20 protein-coding genes are annotated in these 15,316 nt (G+C 35.6%); 5 read left to right on the top strand and 15 right to left on the bottom strand.

Annotated elements, in window-relative coordinates; all coding sequences use genetic code 11:
- Positions 1–87 precede the first annotated feature (87 nt).
- Entirely contained in the window at positions 88–291 is a 204-nt protein-coding gene (locus tag A9C19_RS21445; RefSeq protein ID WP_145925770.1) for a hypothetical protein, read from the top strand.
- Positions 292–370: 79 nt separating this feature from the next.
- Here the strand turns inward: A9C19_RS21445 and A9C19_RS03220 are convergent, their stop codons facing one another.
- Positions 371–1,873, bottom strand: a complete 1,503-nt coding sequence (locus A9C19_RS03220; protein WP_072578623.1) for a leucyl aminopeptidase — start codon at positions 1,871–1,873, stop codon at positions 371–373.
- Between the two features lie 223 nt (positions 1,874–2,096).
- On the opposite strand from A9C19_RS03220, the gene A9C19_RS03215 reads away from it, so the two are divergent.
- Entirely contained in the window at positions 2,097–2,579 is a 483-nt protein-coding gene (locus A9C19_RS03215; RefSeq protein WP_072578622.1) for a divergent PAP2 family protein, read from the top strand.
- A 12-nt stretch (positions 2,580–2,591) separates the two neighbouring features.
- Entirely contained in the window at positions 2,592–3,398 is an 807-nt protein-coding gene (locus tag A9C19_RS03210) for a cobalamin-binding protein (RefSeq protein WP_072578621.1), read from the top strand.
- 14 nt (positions 3,399–3,412) lie between these two features.
- Here A9C19_RS03210 and A9C19_RS03205 read toward each other — a convergent pair whose 3' ends face one another.
- The 6 genes from A9C19_RS03205 to dapF form a co-directional block, all read right to left on the bottom strand.
- Positions 3,413–4,138, bottom strand: a complete 726-nt coding sequence (locus tag A9C19_RS03205) for a 3D domain-containing protein (RefSeq protein ID WP_072578620.1) — start codon at positions 4,136–4,138, stop codon at positions 3,413–3,415.
- A gap of 278 nt (positions 4,139–4,416) precedes the next feature.
- A complete protein-coding gene (locus A9C19_RS03200) occupies positions 4,417–4,737 on the bottom strand; it encodes a YuiB family protein (protein ID WP_072578619.1) in 321 nt (106 codons plus the stop codon).
- Between the two features lie 74 nt (positions 4,738–4,811).
- Positions 4,812–4,934 (bottom strand): YuiA family protein, encoded by a 123-nt coding sequence (locus A9C19_RS21650; protein WP_158515049.1) that lies wholly within the window; start codon positions 4,932–4,934, stop codon positions 4,812–4,814.
- A 232-nt stretch (positions 4,935–5,166) separates the two neighbouring features.
- Positions 5,167–6,390, bottom strand: coding sequence for an NAD(P)/FAD-dependent oxidoreductase (locus tag A9C19_RS03195; RefSeq protein WP_072578618.1), 1,224 nt, complete (start codon positions 6,388–6,390; stop codon positions 5,167–5,169).
- A gap of 516 nt (positions 6,391–6,906) precedes the next feature.
- On the bottom strand, positions 6,907–7,269 hold the full coding sequence (locus tag A9C19_RS03190; RefSeq protein WP_072578617.1) for a HesB/IscA family protein: 363 nt from the start codon (positions 7,267–7,269) through the stop codon (positions 6,907–6,909).
- A 285-nt stretch (positions 7,270–7,554) separates the two neighbouring features.
- Entirely contained in the window at positions 7,555–8,424 is an 870-nt protein-coding gene (gene dapF, locus A9C19_RS03185) for a diaminopimelate epimerase (RefSeq protein ID WP_072578616.1), read from the bottom strand.
- Between the two features lie 336 nt (positions 8,425–8,760).
- Between dapF and A9C19_RS03180 the strand changes: the two genes are divergently transcribed.
- Positions 8,761–9,456, top strand: coding sequence for a DUF2225 domain-containing protein (locus tag A9C19_RS03180; protein WP_072578615.1), 696 nt, complete (start codon positions 8,761–8,763; stop codon positions 9,454–9,456).
- Positions 9,457–9,773: 317 nt separating this feature from the next.
- Here the strand turns inward: A9C19_RS03180 and A9C19_RS03175 are convergent, their stop codons facing one another.
- The 5 genes from A9C19_RS03175 to A9C19_RS03155 all read right to left on the bottom strand — a co-directional run bounded on the left by A9C19_RS03175 (position 9,774) and on the right by A9C19_RS03155 (position 12,635).
- Positions 9,774–10,262 (bottom strand): SMI1/KNR4 family protein, encoded by a 489-nt coding sequence (locus A9C19_RS03175; protein ID WP_072578614.1) that lies wholly within the window; start codon positions 10,260–10,262, stop codon positions 9,774–9,776.
- Positions 10,259–10,597: an HNH endonuclease gene (locus A9C19_RS22200; RefSeq protein WP_233499232.1), complete on the bottom strand. Its 339-nt coding sequence runs from the start codon at positions 10,595–10,597 to the stop codon at positions 10,259–10,261. The genes A9C19_RS03175 and A9C19_RS22200 overlap by 4 nt, the downstream gene beginning before the upstream one ends.
- A gap of 532 nt (positions 10,598–11,129) precedes the next feature.
- Positions 11,130–11,369 (bottom strand): hypothetical protein, encoded by a 240-nt coding sequence (locus A9C19_RS03165; RefSeq protein ID WP_072578613.1) that lies wholly within the window; start codon positions 11,367–11,369, stop codon positions 11,130–11,132.
- Positions 11,369–11,869 carry a TNT domain-containing protein gene (locus A9C19_RS03160; protein ID WP_072578612.1) on the bottom strand — a complete coding sequence of 167 codons (501 nt, stop codon included), beginning with the start codon at positions 11,867–11,869 and terminating at the stop codon, positions 11,369–11,371. Before A9C19_RS03160 ends, A9C19_RS03165 begins: the two co-directional genes overlap by 1 nt.
- A 478-nt stretch (positions 11,870–12,347) precedes the next feature.
- On the bottom strand, positions 12,348–12,635 hold the full coding sequence (locus tag A9C19_RS03155) for a hypothetical protein (RefSeq protein WP_072578611.1): 288 nt from the start codon (positions 12,633–12,635) through the stop codon (positions 12,348–12,350).
- A gap of 74 nt (positions 12,636–12,709) precedes the next feature.
- Here A9C19_RS03155 and A9C19_RS03150 point away from each other — a divergent pair, with 74 nt between their 5' ends.
- Positions 12,710–12,877 (top strand): helix-turn-helix domain-containing protein, encoded by a 168-nt coding sequence (locus A9C19_RS03150; RefSeq protein WP_338022843.1) that lies wholly within the window; start codon positions 12,710–12,712, stop codon positions 12,875–12,877.
- 72 nt (positions 12,878–12,949) lie between these two features.
- On the opposite strand, the gene A9C19_RS03145 is transcribed toward A9C19_RS03150, so the two are convergent.
- Genes A9C19_RS03145 through A9C19_RS03135 form a run of 3 tightly spaced genes read right to left on the bottom strand, consistent with a single transcriptional unit; the run spans position 12,950 to position 15,312 of the window.
- On the bottom strand, positions 12,950–13,219 hold the full coding sequence (locus tag A9C19_RS03145; protein WP_072578609.1) for a hypothetical protein: 270 nt from the start codon (positions 13,217–13,219) through the stop codon (positions 12,950–12,952).
- 9 nt (positions 13,220–13,228) lie between these two features.
- A complete protein-coding gene (locus A9C19_RS22195) occupies positions 13,229–15,007 on the bottom strand; it encodes a hypothetical protein (protein WP_072578608.1) in 1,779 nt (592 codons plus the stop codon).
- Positions 15,004–15,312 carry a hypothetical protein gene (locus A9C19_RS03135; protein WP_083584264.1) on the bottom strand — a complete coding sequence of 103 codons (309 nt, stop codon included), beginning with the start codon at positions 15,310–15,312 and terminating at the stop codon, positions 15,004–15,006. Before A9C19_RS03135 ends, A9C19_RS22195 begins: the two co-directional genes overlap by 4 nt.
- Between the last annotated feature and the right edge of the window lie 4 nt (positions 15,313–15,316).

Raw genomic sequence — 15,316 nt, 5'->3', positions numbered from 1 at the left:
GCTCGAAAAAAATGGGAGGTTAATAAAAGATTTAGAAGACGAAAGGTTGAAAAACATTGTTTAGAGTTTTTACACAATCGTTAGGACTTGACTGCTCTATCCGCGATTCCGACCTCTCTTTCCGCGATTCCGTCCTCTCTTTCCGCGATTCCGTCCTCTCTTTCCGCGATTCCGTCCTCTCTTTCCGCGATTCTGACCTCTCTTTCCGCGATTCTGACCTCTCTTTCCGCGATTCTGACCTCTCTTTCCGCGATTCTGACCTCTCCACACCGTTCTATCTCGACATCTTAACGTAATCACTTCTACCCCAAAAAAACTTCTACCAAAAAAAGAACCGGCCACTGGCTCGGTTCTTCTCTCGTAATTAAGCTTACTTTTCAATTGTTTCAAAACGCTCTACAAATGTAGCTAGAGTTCTTGCCATTACACCAGTAGCACCTGATGGACCAAGGTCACTTTCTTTTGATGTTACGGCAGTTCCTGCTATATCTAAATGAACCCAAGGTGTATTTTCAGCGAATTCACCGATAAAGGCTCCAGCCATGATTGCATGTCCTTCTCGTCCAGGTGAATTATTGAGATCCGCCATTTTGCTATTGCGGACACGTTTTTTGTCTTTTTCTGTGATTGGTAATTGCCACATCGGCTCTTCACATTCATGTGACGCCTGCAAGACTTGCTCAAATAATGGTTCATGATTAGTCATGGCTCCCGTCATGTCATTTCCAAGTGCTATAACGACTCCACCAGTAAGAGTTGCTACATCCACTAAGTATTGAGCACCATGATGCTTTGCATATGTGACCCCGTCTGCAAGAGCTAATCGTCCTTCAGCATCTGTGTTAAGTACTTCAATGGTTTTTCCACTTAGAGAAACAATAACATCATCTGGTTTAAATGCTCCACCACTAATCATATTGTCAGTAGACGGAATGACAGCAACTACATTTTGCTCTGGCTTGATTTCTCCAATGATCTCCATCGCACCGAGAACAGCTGCGGCTCCACCCATATCGGTTTTCATTCCCACAATGCCGTCCTTTGGCTTAATTGAATAACCACCTGTATCATACGTGATTCCTTTTCCAACTAAACCAATAACATCAGTCCACTCTTCTTTTCCTTGGTATTTTAAAACAATCATCTTTGGAGGTTCTTCTGAGCCTTTATTAACGGCAAGAAGTGCTCCCATACCAAGACGTTCCATCTCTTCTTTTTCTAGGATTTCATATTCAAATCCATGTTTCTCAGCCAATTGGATGGAATATGAAGCTAATTCAGTAGCTGTTAAAAGATTCGGTGGCATGTTTGTTAATGTTCTTGCGCTGTTTGTTCCCTGTCCGAATGCGTAACCAACTTCAAGACTGGACTTTACTTCCACAGGATCTTCATTTAGCGCAAAAACATCAATGGTTTCAATTTTTTTCTCAGGCTCATTTGATTTTTGCTTATAGTCATGGATCTTATAAGTGGATAGCGCAAAAGCCTCCGCTAATCCATGTGCTGCTTCGTTAACATCCACAGTGGATGAGGCAAATGTATCTAAAGCGATACTAAGTTCCTGCACTTTTGCTTCTTGCACAGTTTTAAATAGTTTTCCAAACGCTTCTCTTAATTTTGGGAAGTTGAGTTCTTTTTCTTTTCCCAAACCAACGAAGTAAATACGTTTTACCTTTAGTAACCCAAGGGTATGTAATGTAAATATGGATTTTCTTTTAGACGAAAGGTCTCCATCTTTCATTAACTGAGTAAGATGACCATCTAGCTTTTCATCTAATTCAGCTAATAATCCTGTTAACTGACTATTTTGCTGAAATAATCCAACAACCAATGTTTCTTGTTTATCATCTAGTTCTTGATGTACTCGAAACATTAAATCACCTCCATGTCTTTTAAATAGCTACCTTTATCAAAACGTTTTGAATATACCTATAATACGGTTCATTCACCATATTAATTTCTATTTTCCTATGTAAAAAAGGGAGATAAAGGTATGCTATAATGGAACAAATCTTTCATTTTGATTGTATCAAAACAACGGCAGAAATGAAACGTAACGACAACGTCAAACGCTGAATCCGAAAGGAGCAATTACCTTGGAACTATTTTTAAATTTCCCTCTTCTTGCATCACTTGCTGCTATTTTTTTCGCACAATTTGTAAAAGTACCTATCTTATTTATTGCAACTAGAAAGTGGGATTGGTCTTTAGTAACAAGTACAGGCGGTATGCCAAGCTCACATTCTGCTGCCGTAACTGCCCTTTCAACAGGTGTTGCTCTTGACCATGGCCTTGGTTCTTCAATCTTTGCTATCTCAGCCGTATTTGCCATTATTACAATGTTTGATGCGACAGGAGTTAGAAGGCATGCCGGCGAACAAGCAACCGTATTGAATCAGTTAGTACTTGATTTTAATACATTCGTAGAAGAAGCTAAAGTATGGCCAAAAAAGGAAGAAAAAGATAAACAAAAGAAATTAAAAGAGCTACTTGGTCACCAGCCTATAGAAGTGTTTTTTGGTGGTTTAACAGGTATCCTTTTAGCCCTTGCCCTTCATTTTTTAATAACTCTTTCATAGGAGGGACCATCCATGAGAATCATTTCTATTTGTCCAAGTAACACTGAGCTTGCAGTATATTTAGGATTGAATGAACACTTAATAGCACTGGACGATTTCTCTGATTGGCCTAACGAACTCGATCATCTGCCAAGAGTTGGTCCTGATTTATCTATTAATATGGATTTAGTTGAAACCTATCAGCCTGATTTAGTTTTAGCCTCATTAAGTGTTCCCGGAATGGAAAAAAACATTACAGAATTAGAAAAACGAAACATACCACATGTCGTGTTTAATCCTCAGTCATTACAGGATATTGCAGAGGATCTCCTAACACTTGGAAAGCTAACAAATCATGAGGAAAGATCTAAAAAGGTTGTAGAAGAGTTTTTAAGCTTCATTCATACATATAAGAAAATCTCCCTCTCCATCAAAAACAAAAAAACCGTTTACTTTGAATGGTGGCCAAACCCTATTTTCACACCTGGAGAAGTAAATTGGCTTACCGAAATAAGTCAGTTAGCTGGAGCACAGAATATTTTTGCCGATGTGAATGTAGCTAGTGTTCAAACAACGTGGGAAGATGTCTATAGACGAAATCCAGAGCATATCTGTCTATCATGGGTCGGCGTTAAACAATCTAGAATGAATCCAGCCCATGTGTTAAAACGAACTGGTTCACAAGAGCTTCAAGCTGTAAAAAACAATAACATTCATTTATTAGAAGAAGCATTATATTGCAGACCCTCTCCACGGCTTTTAGTTGGCTTAGAAAAACTAGCACACCTACTTCATCCTGGCATCTATCCAACAATGAATAAACTACATGAAAAAAGCTAATTTTGATTCCAAAATTAGCTTTTTTCTTTCTCTTTCATATATTTTTGTCGAAACACTTGCATGGATTCTTCATTGTTTAGTTGTTCTAATTGATCTTCAGTTAATTTCCCATTTCCCATTTCAACCACGTATACATCCAGTTGCTTTTTCCCCCAGTTATCATATACATCTGTTACTGTTTCATAATAAAGGTCTAACTTATTCCCCTTAATTGCCCCACCTTTATCAGCGACAACTCCATATCCATACCCTGGGATAAATAGAATGGTTCCTATCGGAAATACGTTTAAATCTGCTGCAACTGTTGAATAAAGATCTCGTTTAACTTTTACACCTGAATATGTAATCCCATAGCTCGGATGATCCGGTCCTTTTCCAGTAGATTCAACTCCAGCTGTATATCCTGTAGCGACAACTTTTTTTGAAGGATACTTGGACCAATCAAATGCCTCCTCTAAGGGGACGTCATTGTTTACAGCTTCTACACTTGAGGATATTTCTCTTGTAGCAGTTGGCTCACTTTTTAATGACTTAAATATTAATCCTATAAGCTTTAATGGATCTTTACCCTCTGCTCTCTCAGCCGTTTCATTTTCATTTATTACTTGATCAGTCGCTCCATACCAAGTTGCAATATCCTTTGCCTTTACACCTGAGATTGATTCAAATGTAGTTGTAAATGCTCCTAAAAATAAGCATGTCATCATAATTCTTTTTGAAATTCTCTTTATACTGTTCATATATTTCCACTCCTCTCACAAATCTATTGGTTCCCTATTTTGAGAGGAAGTATACATAATCGTAAAAAAAATATATTTTAACAGTTTAAAAGGAATTATTTACCACAAACTTTTAAGGTGAGGTTTAAGCATCGTTGTTAGTTTCTTTTTTACAAATTCACATTCAAAAAGTGAGGTAGGTGCGTCCATGAATGCCTTTAACATCACCTTTTTTAAAAAGATCCAAAACAAAAAAGACTGATTCACCTGAATTCAGTCTTTTCACTTAGTATACGCTATCAAAACATCTGATAGCCTCTTTTACGAAGCATTTTAATGACTATACCAGCTAAAATAGCACCAGCTAATCCTGAGGATAAAATTAAAATGTCTGCAAGAGCTAATGAAGTAATTTTGTTTCCTAGAGCTTGGAAAGAGTCACTAGGTTGTTGAAAGTATTCTATAAATCTCACATCATCGATAATGAATATACAAACAATTGGGTACACAATAGCCATGATCCATGACATGCGTAATAACATATTTAATAAGAATCCGATTCCAAAAAATAATACTAAAAATAAAAGCATGGATATTAATAAAACAGGTAAGCTAAGCATGCGTTCACCTCCATTACACCATTATTAGTGTAATAGACGAGCATTGGACAGTCAATCAAAAGCTAGTGAACGTTTTATGACTTCTTACCTGAGCCATCACAATTACAGCAAGTTTCTGATCCACCCAAAATCAATTGAAAATAACCTTTACCTGAGCAATATGGGCATTCTTTTGTTTCCACCTTCGTTGTACTCAATGATTTCCTCTCCTTCTGAGTGAATTAGTATTTTTGATAATATACCAATTATTCTGAAAATAATAAAGGAAGGTAATCTGACAAAAACTTCAGTGTAAGCGTATACAACAGTCATTATCTTGAAAACACTTTATTTATCTTACTATTTTGAATTTTTACTATTTCAAATTATCTAGTAGGCTATTTAAGACAATAGGAAAAGGACAAGAGGCTTCTCTTGTCCTTCCGTTTCTTATAGAATGTTAAATTTACCTTTTTTCACTACTAATGAAGGACCACCAACCATATACAATGCACGGTTATCAATCATTTTCTTCATAAATGAAGCTTTTGTTCCAACTAATTTTTTACCAAATACAACACCAACTGCATCATGTTCACCTAAAGAAGCAACAGATCCTTTGATGTCTGGTTTGAATGTTTCCATTTCTCCACGCTCACGAATTGCTACAGATAAGTTTTTCGCACAAGTTTCACCTTGTTGCATAGCAATTTGTGCTGTTGGTGGATATGGACGATTGATTTCTTCATTGATAATTAATGAGCAATCTCCAATAATATATACATCATCATGACCTGGAGCACGTAAGAACTCATCAACTTTAACACGTCCACGCATGTTTTCAAAGCCTGCTTCTTCCACTACACTGTTACCACGAACTCCAGCTGCCCATACAACAGTTCCAGCTTTAATTGTTTCAAGCTCTTCACCTTTAGCAACAATAATTCCATCTTCGATACACTCTTTAATTGCTGTACCGATCATGAATTCTACACCTTTTTTCTGAAGGTGGTTTACAGCATAATCTACTAATTCTGGATCAAAACCTGGTAGTGCTGTTGGTGCTGCTTCTACACAAAGAATACGAACTTTATTAAAATCAACATCATACTCTTTACAAAGCTGAGGAATTCTGTTACCTAATTCTCCAAGGAATTCGATTCCAGTGAAACCAGCTCCACCAACGATAATTGTTAATCGCTCATCTTTTTTCTCTACTTCTGTATTGTAAGTAGCAAATTGGTATTCAATGTGCTCACGTAATTGACGTGCAGCATCAATGCTTGTAATTCCAAATGCGAATTCTTTTAAGCCTTGAATACCGAACGTTTCAGGGTGCGCACCTAAAGAAACCACTAGGTAATCATACTCAACTTCACCGTTCTCTAATGTAACTTTTTTCGCTTCTTTATCAATTGCTACAACTGTATCTTGTACAAATGTAACACGGCTATTATCAATCACATTTTTGATTTCATAACGAGCACGATCATGATGTAACGTACCTGCTGAAGCCTCATGTAACCATGTTGTTTCATAGTGATAATCATTTTTGTTAACTAGTGTAATTTCTGCTTCATTTACACCTAATTGTTTTTGTAAACGAGTAACTGTAATTAATCCACCATATCCTGCACCTAAAACGACAACTCTTGGTTTTCTCACCGAAGACATCCACCTTTACTTTTGAAATTGTTGTAAAAATCGAATTATGCCTATTACCTATATTCCACTGAAATACAACTTTTTATTTTGGTTTTTAGAAATAAAACTTTGTGAAATCATTCACTTACTAAAGCATAAAAAGGTTAATTTCTTGTCTTTAAAACAGATAATTAGATATAATCGCACCTATAAACCATCTTATCCATATAGCCGCTATATTTCAAGTCATTTTTCATCAGTTTTTTCTAATTAAAACTAGGATATTTTCCATATTTCACTAACAATTGCTACGTAAACGCTTATATTAATAATAGTATTCATAAAAAATGTACAGTTTTTCCAGGATAAGAGAAAATAAACGTAACGTTACTTTATTAAGCCTAAAAAAGATGACTCCTTTAAAATTCAGAGGTCATCTTCTTCAGGTGCTTTCATGCTTTTTTAAATCTATCCTTTACAAAGAATAAATTTTAAGTTAACCAGCCTTTTACTTATTTTCGTTAGTCAACCGACAAGCCAGTCTAATTAGCACTCCTCAGGAGTACCAGTATTTTGCGCTGTTCTAAATGATGATCCACATCCGCAGTTTGCAATCGCGTTCGGGTTTTCGATGGTAAATCCACCGCCCATCATGGATTGTTTGTAATCAATTTTAGTTCCCTTTAAGATCGGTGCATCTTCTTTTTTTATGAGAATGGTTAAGTCATGTTGGTTTAAAATTTCATCTTCATCTGACATGTCATGCTCAAAGCCCATTCCATACGAAAGTCCACTGCAGCCTCCGCCTTTTACACCTACACGTAGGTAAGCATGCTCTTCTTCATTTTCTTTCATCATATCTTTTATTTGGAAAGCTGCCGCTTCAGTGATCGTTACAATATCACTCATATTTCATTCCTCCTTCTTTTACTTTAGCTATTTTCGTATACGTTGTTGCTCGTAAAATAGGAAAATGCCCTGTATGAAGTCTAGTGGCATCTTTTCTTCTTAAACTTGTATCTTTTATGTGATTGAAACAACGTTGATACCTAAACGTTAAGGTCGTTAGCAACATCTTTTCAAAAAAGCGCCTCTTCTTTTCACAAAGGATCTACTACTAGTATACATCGGAATCATTCTTTCACTCAAATATTTACTACTATCAACATCATCATGTATTAGAAGGATTACAGGTTAACTATGTTCATTTTTAACGAAAAACGTTCCGTCACAAATAACCTCTGCTGGACCTGTCATCAGAACATTTCCGCTTTCTGACCAGTTAATCAGAAGGTCACCTCCAGCTAAGTGAACCGTTGTTTCTTCCCCTTTTATTGTATGCTTATTTAACACCGAGGCAACAACAGCTGCACAGGCTCCGGTCCCACATGCTTGTGTAACCCCAGACCCTCTTTCCCATACTCGAAAATGAAGTTCATTTTTAGAGACTACTTCGACAAATTCAACATTTACACTTTCTGGAAACATCGGATCCTTTTCTATAAGTGGACCTAATGTAGTGACAGGCGCTTCATCAATATTGTCTACATAAAATATGACATGTGGGTTCCCCATTGAAACAGCAGTTCCCCGATATGTTTTTCCGTTAAATTCTAATTCCTCGTTGATTGTTTGCTTTTCCCCGTCTCCAACCATAGGGATGAGATTTTTTTGTAAACGTGGTTCACCCATATCAACTGTTACTAATTGAACAATACCATTTTCTACATGAACTGTAGCTTCAACAACACCTGATAATGTTTCAATCTTGAAATTCTTCTCGGTGACTAGCTCCCTCTCATAAGCATACTTAGCTACACAACGTAAACCATTGCCACAGTTTTTCCCTTCTGAACCATCATTGTTAAAAATTCTCATTTTCACTTCTGCTACATCAGATGGACAAATTAAAATCATCCCGTCTGAACCAATTCCTGTATACACATTTGAAACTTGCTCTGCGATCGTTGAAAGCTCTCTTTCCTCTAGCTTTTCCTCGAACATATTTACATAAATATAGTTATTTCCAAGACCATGCATTTTTGTAAAACGAAATGATTTCATAGTGCCCTCCAGAAAATTTTCTTTTTATTAGTATAAATTGTTGGAAATATGAACACAATACTCCTATCCCCCGTTTTAATAAAGTAAAAGCCTCCTGAATATCAGGAGGCTTTTATCATTTAGACAGAATGACTTTTTTCCATACGAAACAAACAAAAGGATATCCTATCCAAATCACCCTCTAATATACCTATAAAAATACGCTTCCTTTATTACCTCAGATATAACCGAAAAGGAAATCTTGTATTTTATAGTTCTTTATACACATTTTATGGTATAATTTTCACAACTAGCACGAAACTATTTTGTCATATATAGGTAAAAGGAAGTGATATTATGACGACTACACCGGAATATTTATTCGATAAACATGTAACATGCCAAATTTGTGCTACTTCCTTCATTACGAAAAAAGTGCTTTCTCGTTATATACGTGCAAATAAACATGATACCGATTTTTGTTCTTATTATACGAAGACTTCCATAAATCCACTATTATATTATGTTCAAGTCTGTCCTACTTGCGGGTTTTCTTCTTCTGAGGAATTTACATCCTATTTTCCTCCAACTACAAAAGAAGCAATAGCAACTGCTATCTCAAAAAATTGGATAAGTACACAATTATATAGTAACGAACGGGCAATAGATACTGCCATCAACTCTTTTAAATTGGCGATTTACTGTGCAACACTAAAGAAAGAAAAACATATTACATTAGCAGGTCTATACTTACGATTATCGTGGATTTACCGTACTGAAAAAGTAAATTCAACAGAGGAACAACGATTTCTACGCCTTGCTTTAGAGGAATACGTTCAATCTTATATGGTCAGTGATTATTCAGAAACTCATCTATCTGAGATACGACTTCTATATTTAATTGGTGATTTAAGCCGCCGGATTGGCCTCACTACTCAAGCGACTCGCTATTTTTCAAAAGTGATAGAAAAACAGCGGGACACACTTGAAAAAGGAATCGTCGAAATGGCGAAAGATCGCTGGGCTGAGATGCGAGAAAAGAAATCTGGATAATTGACAGAAAGGGGGAAGCATAGGGACGGGAAGCATAGGGACGGATCTTTTGCTTCCTTCATTAAGCGAAAGTAAAGAAGCACCAGATACGTCCAGGTGCTTCTTTGCAAGTAATTCATTACTATTTCCATCTTTAAACCAACGAGCCTGTTTAATTTCGTAAGATTTTGTTTTGTTCCCTGTAACAATACATCGTATGTTTAAATGTCATCTCGCCTAATTATCATACTTCTTTTCATAGCAAAATATTCTTATACAACCCCATGATGGTACAACCTTCATGAGCTCTTGATTTTAATGTTTATTTTCTTAAATTCTTAGTCATGTAACTTATCAAGGAAATCCGTAAATGATGCTGCAACATAAAATACATTTTCTCTTGCTAATTCTTCTACTTGGTCTTCTGTTAATCCTTCTTCTCGCATTAACATTTCTTTTTCACCTGCATTTTCATGTTCCCAAAATACTACCGTAGGCTTGTTTTTATCTTCTTTATAATCTAAACATATTAAATTCCCTGCAGGATCAAAAGCAATTGGAACTAATTCTTTTGGTAAAGTTAACTTATAATCGTTATAAACAGACACTATAAACTCATCATTATTTTCATCGAATGATAGTAACGTACCAAATACTTTTTCTCGATTTTCTACATCAAATAGTCTTGGTTCTGCATTCGCCCCATTATTTATAGCCACACACTCTATATAATCACTTGGAAACTTAACACCTAAATTATCACCGACTGTGTGCACTACCTCTTGACTTACAGGCTCGTCTGCAAACTCCCACTTAATTATACTCACCTAATACCATCTCCCCACAATTTATTTCCACCTAAGTGATTTACATCATGTACTTTTGATACAACCAACTGCATTTTTCCTGGTACCTGATGATGATGCCAGGTTAATCCTTGTATTCTTTCTTTTCCAGCATCTATTTGAGCCAGTTGCTTTGGAGAAAATATGTCTTTTGAAACCTCGCCAGCTTCGATAGCTTTTTGTAAAGCTCTAGTACACTCTTCAAATTGCTTTAAATCTTTCGCTATATACATTTCTTTGCCCAATGTCGTTTGAAATTTAACAGCATCTCCTTTAAAAATTGGAAAGCCTAATATGTCATAATCTACACCTTTCACGTGTGTACCTCCCGCTAATGCTTTGTTTAATATATTATTTTTAGGTGAGCCATTTAAATATTCATCTACGTGCCCTACGGGAAGCATAGGGGGAAGCATAGGGACGGATCTTTTGCTTCCTTCATTAAGCGAAAATAAACATGCATGAGATACGTCCCGGTGCTTCTTCATAATTCCTTTATTTTTTCTATATCCAATCTTCATCTTTTCTACTTTAACTGTACGATCTTTGTCATATCGTATGTAAATATAATTGAGTAGTAAGTGTATGCATTATCCTAATAATTCATATTAACCATTCTATTATCTTTAATAACCATCATGAGTTATAGATTCAAAAGTCATCTCGCTTTTAACATTAAAGATTTAAAGTAAAAAAACCTTAAAAGGCAGTTCATAGCCAATCAAGGTCAGTTAATTTTTATTTCTTCTACCAATTAAGCCTGATAAAGTCCCTTTTGAAGACATCTGGGTGTCTATAATATCGATTAAGACCCATTCCAACTGCTCTAACTTAATCCAACGCCACCAACTAGTTATTTTTCGGGGCGTATTTTTCTACTTTTTTATAAAAATATTCACAGGCATTTTCTTCATGATCAAATACTTTTAATCCTGATTTGTTTCCTCTTTCGCTATAATACACCTCCCAATTATCCCCATCTTTAGTTATACAATACTGTTCATTCGGAAGTCCCCCTTTTAATATCGAATAAATATCCTTAGGTACATTAATTTCTAGCAACTTTTGTTCTAGTTCTTTTATTTTCATTATGGTGTAACCCTCCTTATCATTCCTTGTTCTAATAAATTTTCAACTGAATCTGTCAATACATATTGAACCCCGCCTCCAACTTCATCAAACCATGGCGCAAACTCCCCTCCCTTAACTTTAATAGGAGCAATGACATCAAATACGTTATAAGACCTCAAATCTGTACCTGGAGCAACAGCTCTCATTCCATAAGGAGTACCTTCTAGCGAAACAAATATACCAGTGTCACAACCAAATCTATCTATCCTAAATCCTGGTTGTAAAGTTTCTTCAATTGGAGTATTTAAAAACCCATCGTTTTTAGGCCAATTTATTGCACCTGTTTCTTGATCATAGTATTTAGGATTATCAAATACATGCTTATGTTTTAAATACAGCTCATCATTTGTAGGATATTTCCAACTAAATATTTTAGCCTTATCCGTTGCAGAAATTACTTGTTTAACATTACCCGTACCCTTAGTACCATCCCCTGTCCCCTTCTCCTCAACCTTCACACTAGACCTAGAAACAACCGAATCAATCCGATCTTCTTTGTTGATCTCGTTAGTTTGTCAGCTATTCCTTATCATAACTACCCCTGCCATGTAAAATGTCATCTCGCCTAATTATCGTATTATTTTCACAAACCAAGTATTAAAACATAATGCCTTGATGGTACAACCTTCATGAGTTATGAATTTCCATTAAGCATCATCAATGTCATCCAAAGTTTAACTTTATAACAAAAAACAAAAGCACCTGTTGCCTAAAAGGCAATCAAGTGCTTTATAGATAGCTATATAAAGTAATTCATTACTATTCCTATCTTTAAACCAAAAATTCTGTTTAATTTCGAAGTTCTAAGCTTGTTCCCTATGATAATATACATTTAAAAATCATTGGTTGAACTTAAATACTCTTACTTCTTTAAAAACTTTTGAACTTCCTACCATCTAGTTATCTCTTATATCATTTCTTAATAATTGAAGTTAGTTATCCCAGCTTCTTATATAACTCATATAAATCTAATAATTGAATTCCAAGTTCGCTATTAAAATCCCAAGTATCGGTAATAACCCTTGGATATGATGGGATATGACTTTTAGATTCAATCATTAGTTCTATATCTTTATAGAAATTTTCAAGTTGACTTATTGTCCCATCTTTACCTTGACCTAATTTGTGAGCTTTCATTTCACATTCTAACTTTATTTTCGCTTTTTCAACTTCGTTAATAAAGTTTAAGGTTTTATTAAGTCGTCTAGGTTCGTTATATACCATTGTTCTACTCCTCCAATATATTGATTATCCATTTGAATACCGACACAAGTTTGTGATGTATCGTAAAAGGTAACATGAATAAGAGGAAGGAAAATACCATGCCAATATCAATTAAACTCAAGGAAATACTTAAAGAACGTGACCTCTCACAACGTGAATTGGCACGAATGACTGGGCTACGCCCTAATACAATCAAGGCTTATCTCCACTCTGAAAATAATAAGTCGTTTATTTGGCACTAGGTAGCCCCCACAAAAAAGAAACCTTGAAAAGCTTGTTAGCCAATCAAGGTTTAGGTGTAATTATCTAATATGCTATAATAACTCTTTTAGTAAGTTTTCTGCCTTGTGTAATTCTTTTAACAAAGGATTTTGATAGTCATTATAACTATCCATATAGGCTCTAACACCACCAGTAATATTTATTCTGTTTAAATCTTGATTATTTTCAATAACTTCCAGTGCTTTCTTATATCTTTTATATATTAATTGAAAAATATCTTTTTTTATTTCGTTAGAATATTCTTTTTCAAGAATATTTATTACCGTTTTTACTTGTCTACTTAATTGCTCTTTCTTATCCATAAAATCCTCCTATTTACTCGGAACTTTTCTTATATCTTTTATCCATTCGGATTGCCACCCTTGTGGTAGAAGTATTTGGTCAGCATCACCTTCTAGTAAAGCACCTGTTTTTGTATATTGTTTTTCTACTCTACCTATATTTAAAATTTGTCCTTTAGGAACTTCTATTATTGCTTCAAACTCTCTAGTATTTTTCCAATCCGGAACTAATGCAGTATCTATTTTCGCATTTATTCTATTACCAGCTGGACGAGTAGTTACAAATGAACCATTTGCTTTTGCTCCACCACCATAAGTTCTGTAGAAAGTAATATCTTCTTCCGTAATCACAGTCCTATAATTACTATCAGTAAATGACTCCATTATCCAATCAGGTAAATCTACTTTTTCAATTACTTTTACCTTATCATCAATATTTGTTGAATACTTTCCATAATTCACACCATTACCCGTACCCTTAGTACCATCCCCAGTCCCCTTCTCCTCAACCTTCACACTAGACCTAGAAACAACCGAATCAATCCGATCTTCCACCGTCGACCTACTAAACACATTCACTGGCACTGAATTCGCCGTACTCATTTGAAGGGTCTGATTAGGAAATAAAGTTCTGCCTAAGAAGTGTGTGACGTCATCGATAAATCGGGTTCCACCGTTTTTTATATCTTTATATAATTCTACTGTTTCTTTCTTGATTCCTTCAAATACTTTGTTGTTTTGGACGATTTCTTTTACTTTTTGAGAGATGGCTGGGTTTACTGCTTTGGTGTTGGTTGCTTTGTCTTTTTCTACTTTTAATAGCTTGAGGTATTTTGATTGGCCTACGTATGGGATGAGGGAGGTTGCTGCGCCTCCAGTTACATACATAATCCCTTCTTTTTCTGAGGTGTCTGATAGGGATTGTGCTACCGATTCTAGGACGATGATTGGGTCGTCGATGATTTGTTCGAGCGTTCCGGCAAAGGTCTCTACTCTTGTGTTTGCCGCTTTTTTTAGGAATTCGGGTTCGATGAAGTCTGGTATGTTGTTAGATATCGCGATGATTCCCGCATCAATGACAAGGCTGATTAGGCCTTCTGCGATTTCATAGACGGCAACACCTACTCCTTTTATGAAATTCCATACGCCTTCAACGGTTACAGACACGACATCACTTACTCCTTCAAAGAAGTTGGTGTAGGTATCTTTGACTGCAGAGGCTTTGTTTGAGTATTCATCATCAACATTTTCGAACTTTTTTACTTTTGTTTCATAAATATCCCATAAACCTTCTATATTCTTTTCAAGCATGGCCTTGGAAGATTCAATATTCGTCCGAATAGCATCAAGCTTTTGTTTATTATGTCTGCTTCTTTCTTTTTCTTCTGGAGTTGGATCGTCAAACAAACCAAATAAGAAGCTTGGGGACTTATGTGTTTCTAGGATCGCATGGAACATATTGTTGTTTACCCCTGATTCAATCTGTGTGAGGTTCCACCAGATATCGTTGCGATCGACTCTCATCATACTATTTCGAGAAATAGGTGTAATGTAGGCCGTTGTATCGGTCACGTAGTTTTCAAATAATGATAAAAGATCGTCTATTTGAGCTTGGTAGCTAGTAATATTTTTCTTTGATTGCTGAATGGTGTCATCCCAAACATCCAAGCTTTTTCCCGCGTTACTTTCTACATAAACAGCTATCGAGGTTAGGGAGCTATGCATTTGATTTAAGGCATTTTTGTATGTATGAAGCTGTTCAATAATCTGATCCAATATTCCATAGTTAATTTGGATGTCTCTTTTCATGATTGCCCACTCCGAATCAATTCACTCGCTTCTTCGTCGGCCTTCTTCATTTCTTCTAACATTTCTTTACCAGCAGCATGAATAGCATACATATCTTTTAGTAAATCCTTATTGATATCATCATTCATATTATCTAGAATTGCATCTACTTTTTCTATGAAATCAGAATTAAAGTTCTTTAATTGATCTCTTGTGCCAGTACGGAAGGTGTCGGTATAACTACTAAACTCTTCAATACTTGATTGAAGGGTTTGTAAAGTGGTTTGTAAATCGTGAACACTCATCTTTATGTGTGTTGTTCCCAATACG

This window comes from Bacillus weihaiensis (assembly GCF_001889165.1).
GTDB lineage: Bacteria > Bacillota > Bacilli > Bacillales > Bacillaceae > Metabacillus > Metabacillus weihaiensis.
This window is presented reverse-complemented; position numbering and strand designations above follow the sequence as displayed.

Bases quoted from the DNA above. Each gene is read 5' to 3' on its own strand.
- A9C19_RS22195 (WP_072578608.1), bottom strand. From the start codon at position 15,007: ATGAAAAGAGACATCCAAATTAACTATGGAATATTGGATCAGATTATT.
- A9C19_RS03205 (WP_072578620.1), bottom strand. From the start codon at position 4,138: ATGAACAGTATAAAGAGAATTTCAAAAAGAATTATGATGACATGCTTA.
- A9C19_RS03195 (WP_072578618.1), bottom strand. From the start codon at position 6,390: ATGTCTTCGGTGAGAAAACCAAGAGTTGTCGTTTTAGGTGCAGGATAT.
- A9C19_RS03165 (WP_072578613.1), bottom strand. From the start codon at position 11,369: ATGAAAATAAAAGAACTAGAACAAAAGTTGCTAGAAATTAATGTACCT.
- A9C19_RS03220 (WP_072578623.1), bottom strand. From the start codon at position 1,873: ATGTTTCGAGTACATCAAGAACTAGATGATAAACAAGAAACATTGGTT.
- A9C19_RS03190 (WP_072578617.1), bottom strand. From the start codon at position 7,269: ATGAGTGATATTGTAACGATCACTGAAGCGGCAGCTTTCCAAATAAAA.
- A9C19_RS03155 (WP_072578611.1), bottom strand. From the start codon at position 12,635: ATGGTATATAACGAACCTAGACGACTTAATAAAACCTTAAACTTTATT.
- A9C19_RS03150 (WP_338022843.1), top strand. From the start codon at position 12,710: ATGAATAAGAGGAAGGAAAATACCATGCCAATATCAATTAAACTCAAG.
- A9C19_RS03200 (WP_072578619.1), bottom strand. From the start codon at position 4,737: ATGCTTAGCTTACCTGTTTTATTAATATCCATGCTTTTATTTTTAGTA.
- A9C19_RS03145 (WP_072578609.1), bottom strand. From the start codon at position 13,219: ATGGATAAGAAAGAGCAATTAAGTAGACAAGTAAAAACGGTAATAAAT.
- A9C19_RS03210 (WP_072578621.1), top strand. From the start codon at position 2,592: ATGAGAATCATTTCTATTTGTCCAAGTAACACTGAGCTTGCAGTATAT.
- A9C19_RS03180 (WP_072578615.1), top strand. From the start codon at position 8,761: ATGACGACTACACCGGAATATTTATTCGATAAACATGTAACATGCCAA.
- dapF (WP_072578616.1), bottom strand. From the start codon at position 8,424: ATGAAATCATTTCGTTTTACAAAAATGCATGGTCTTGGAAATAACTAT.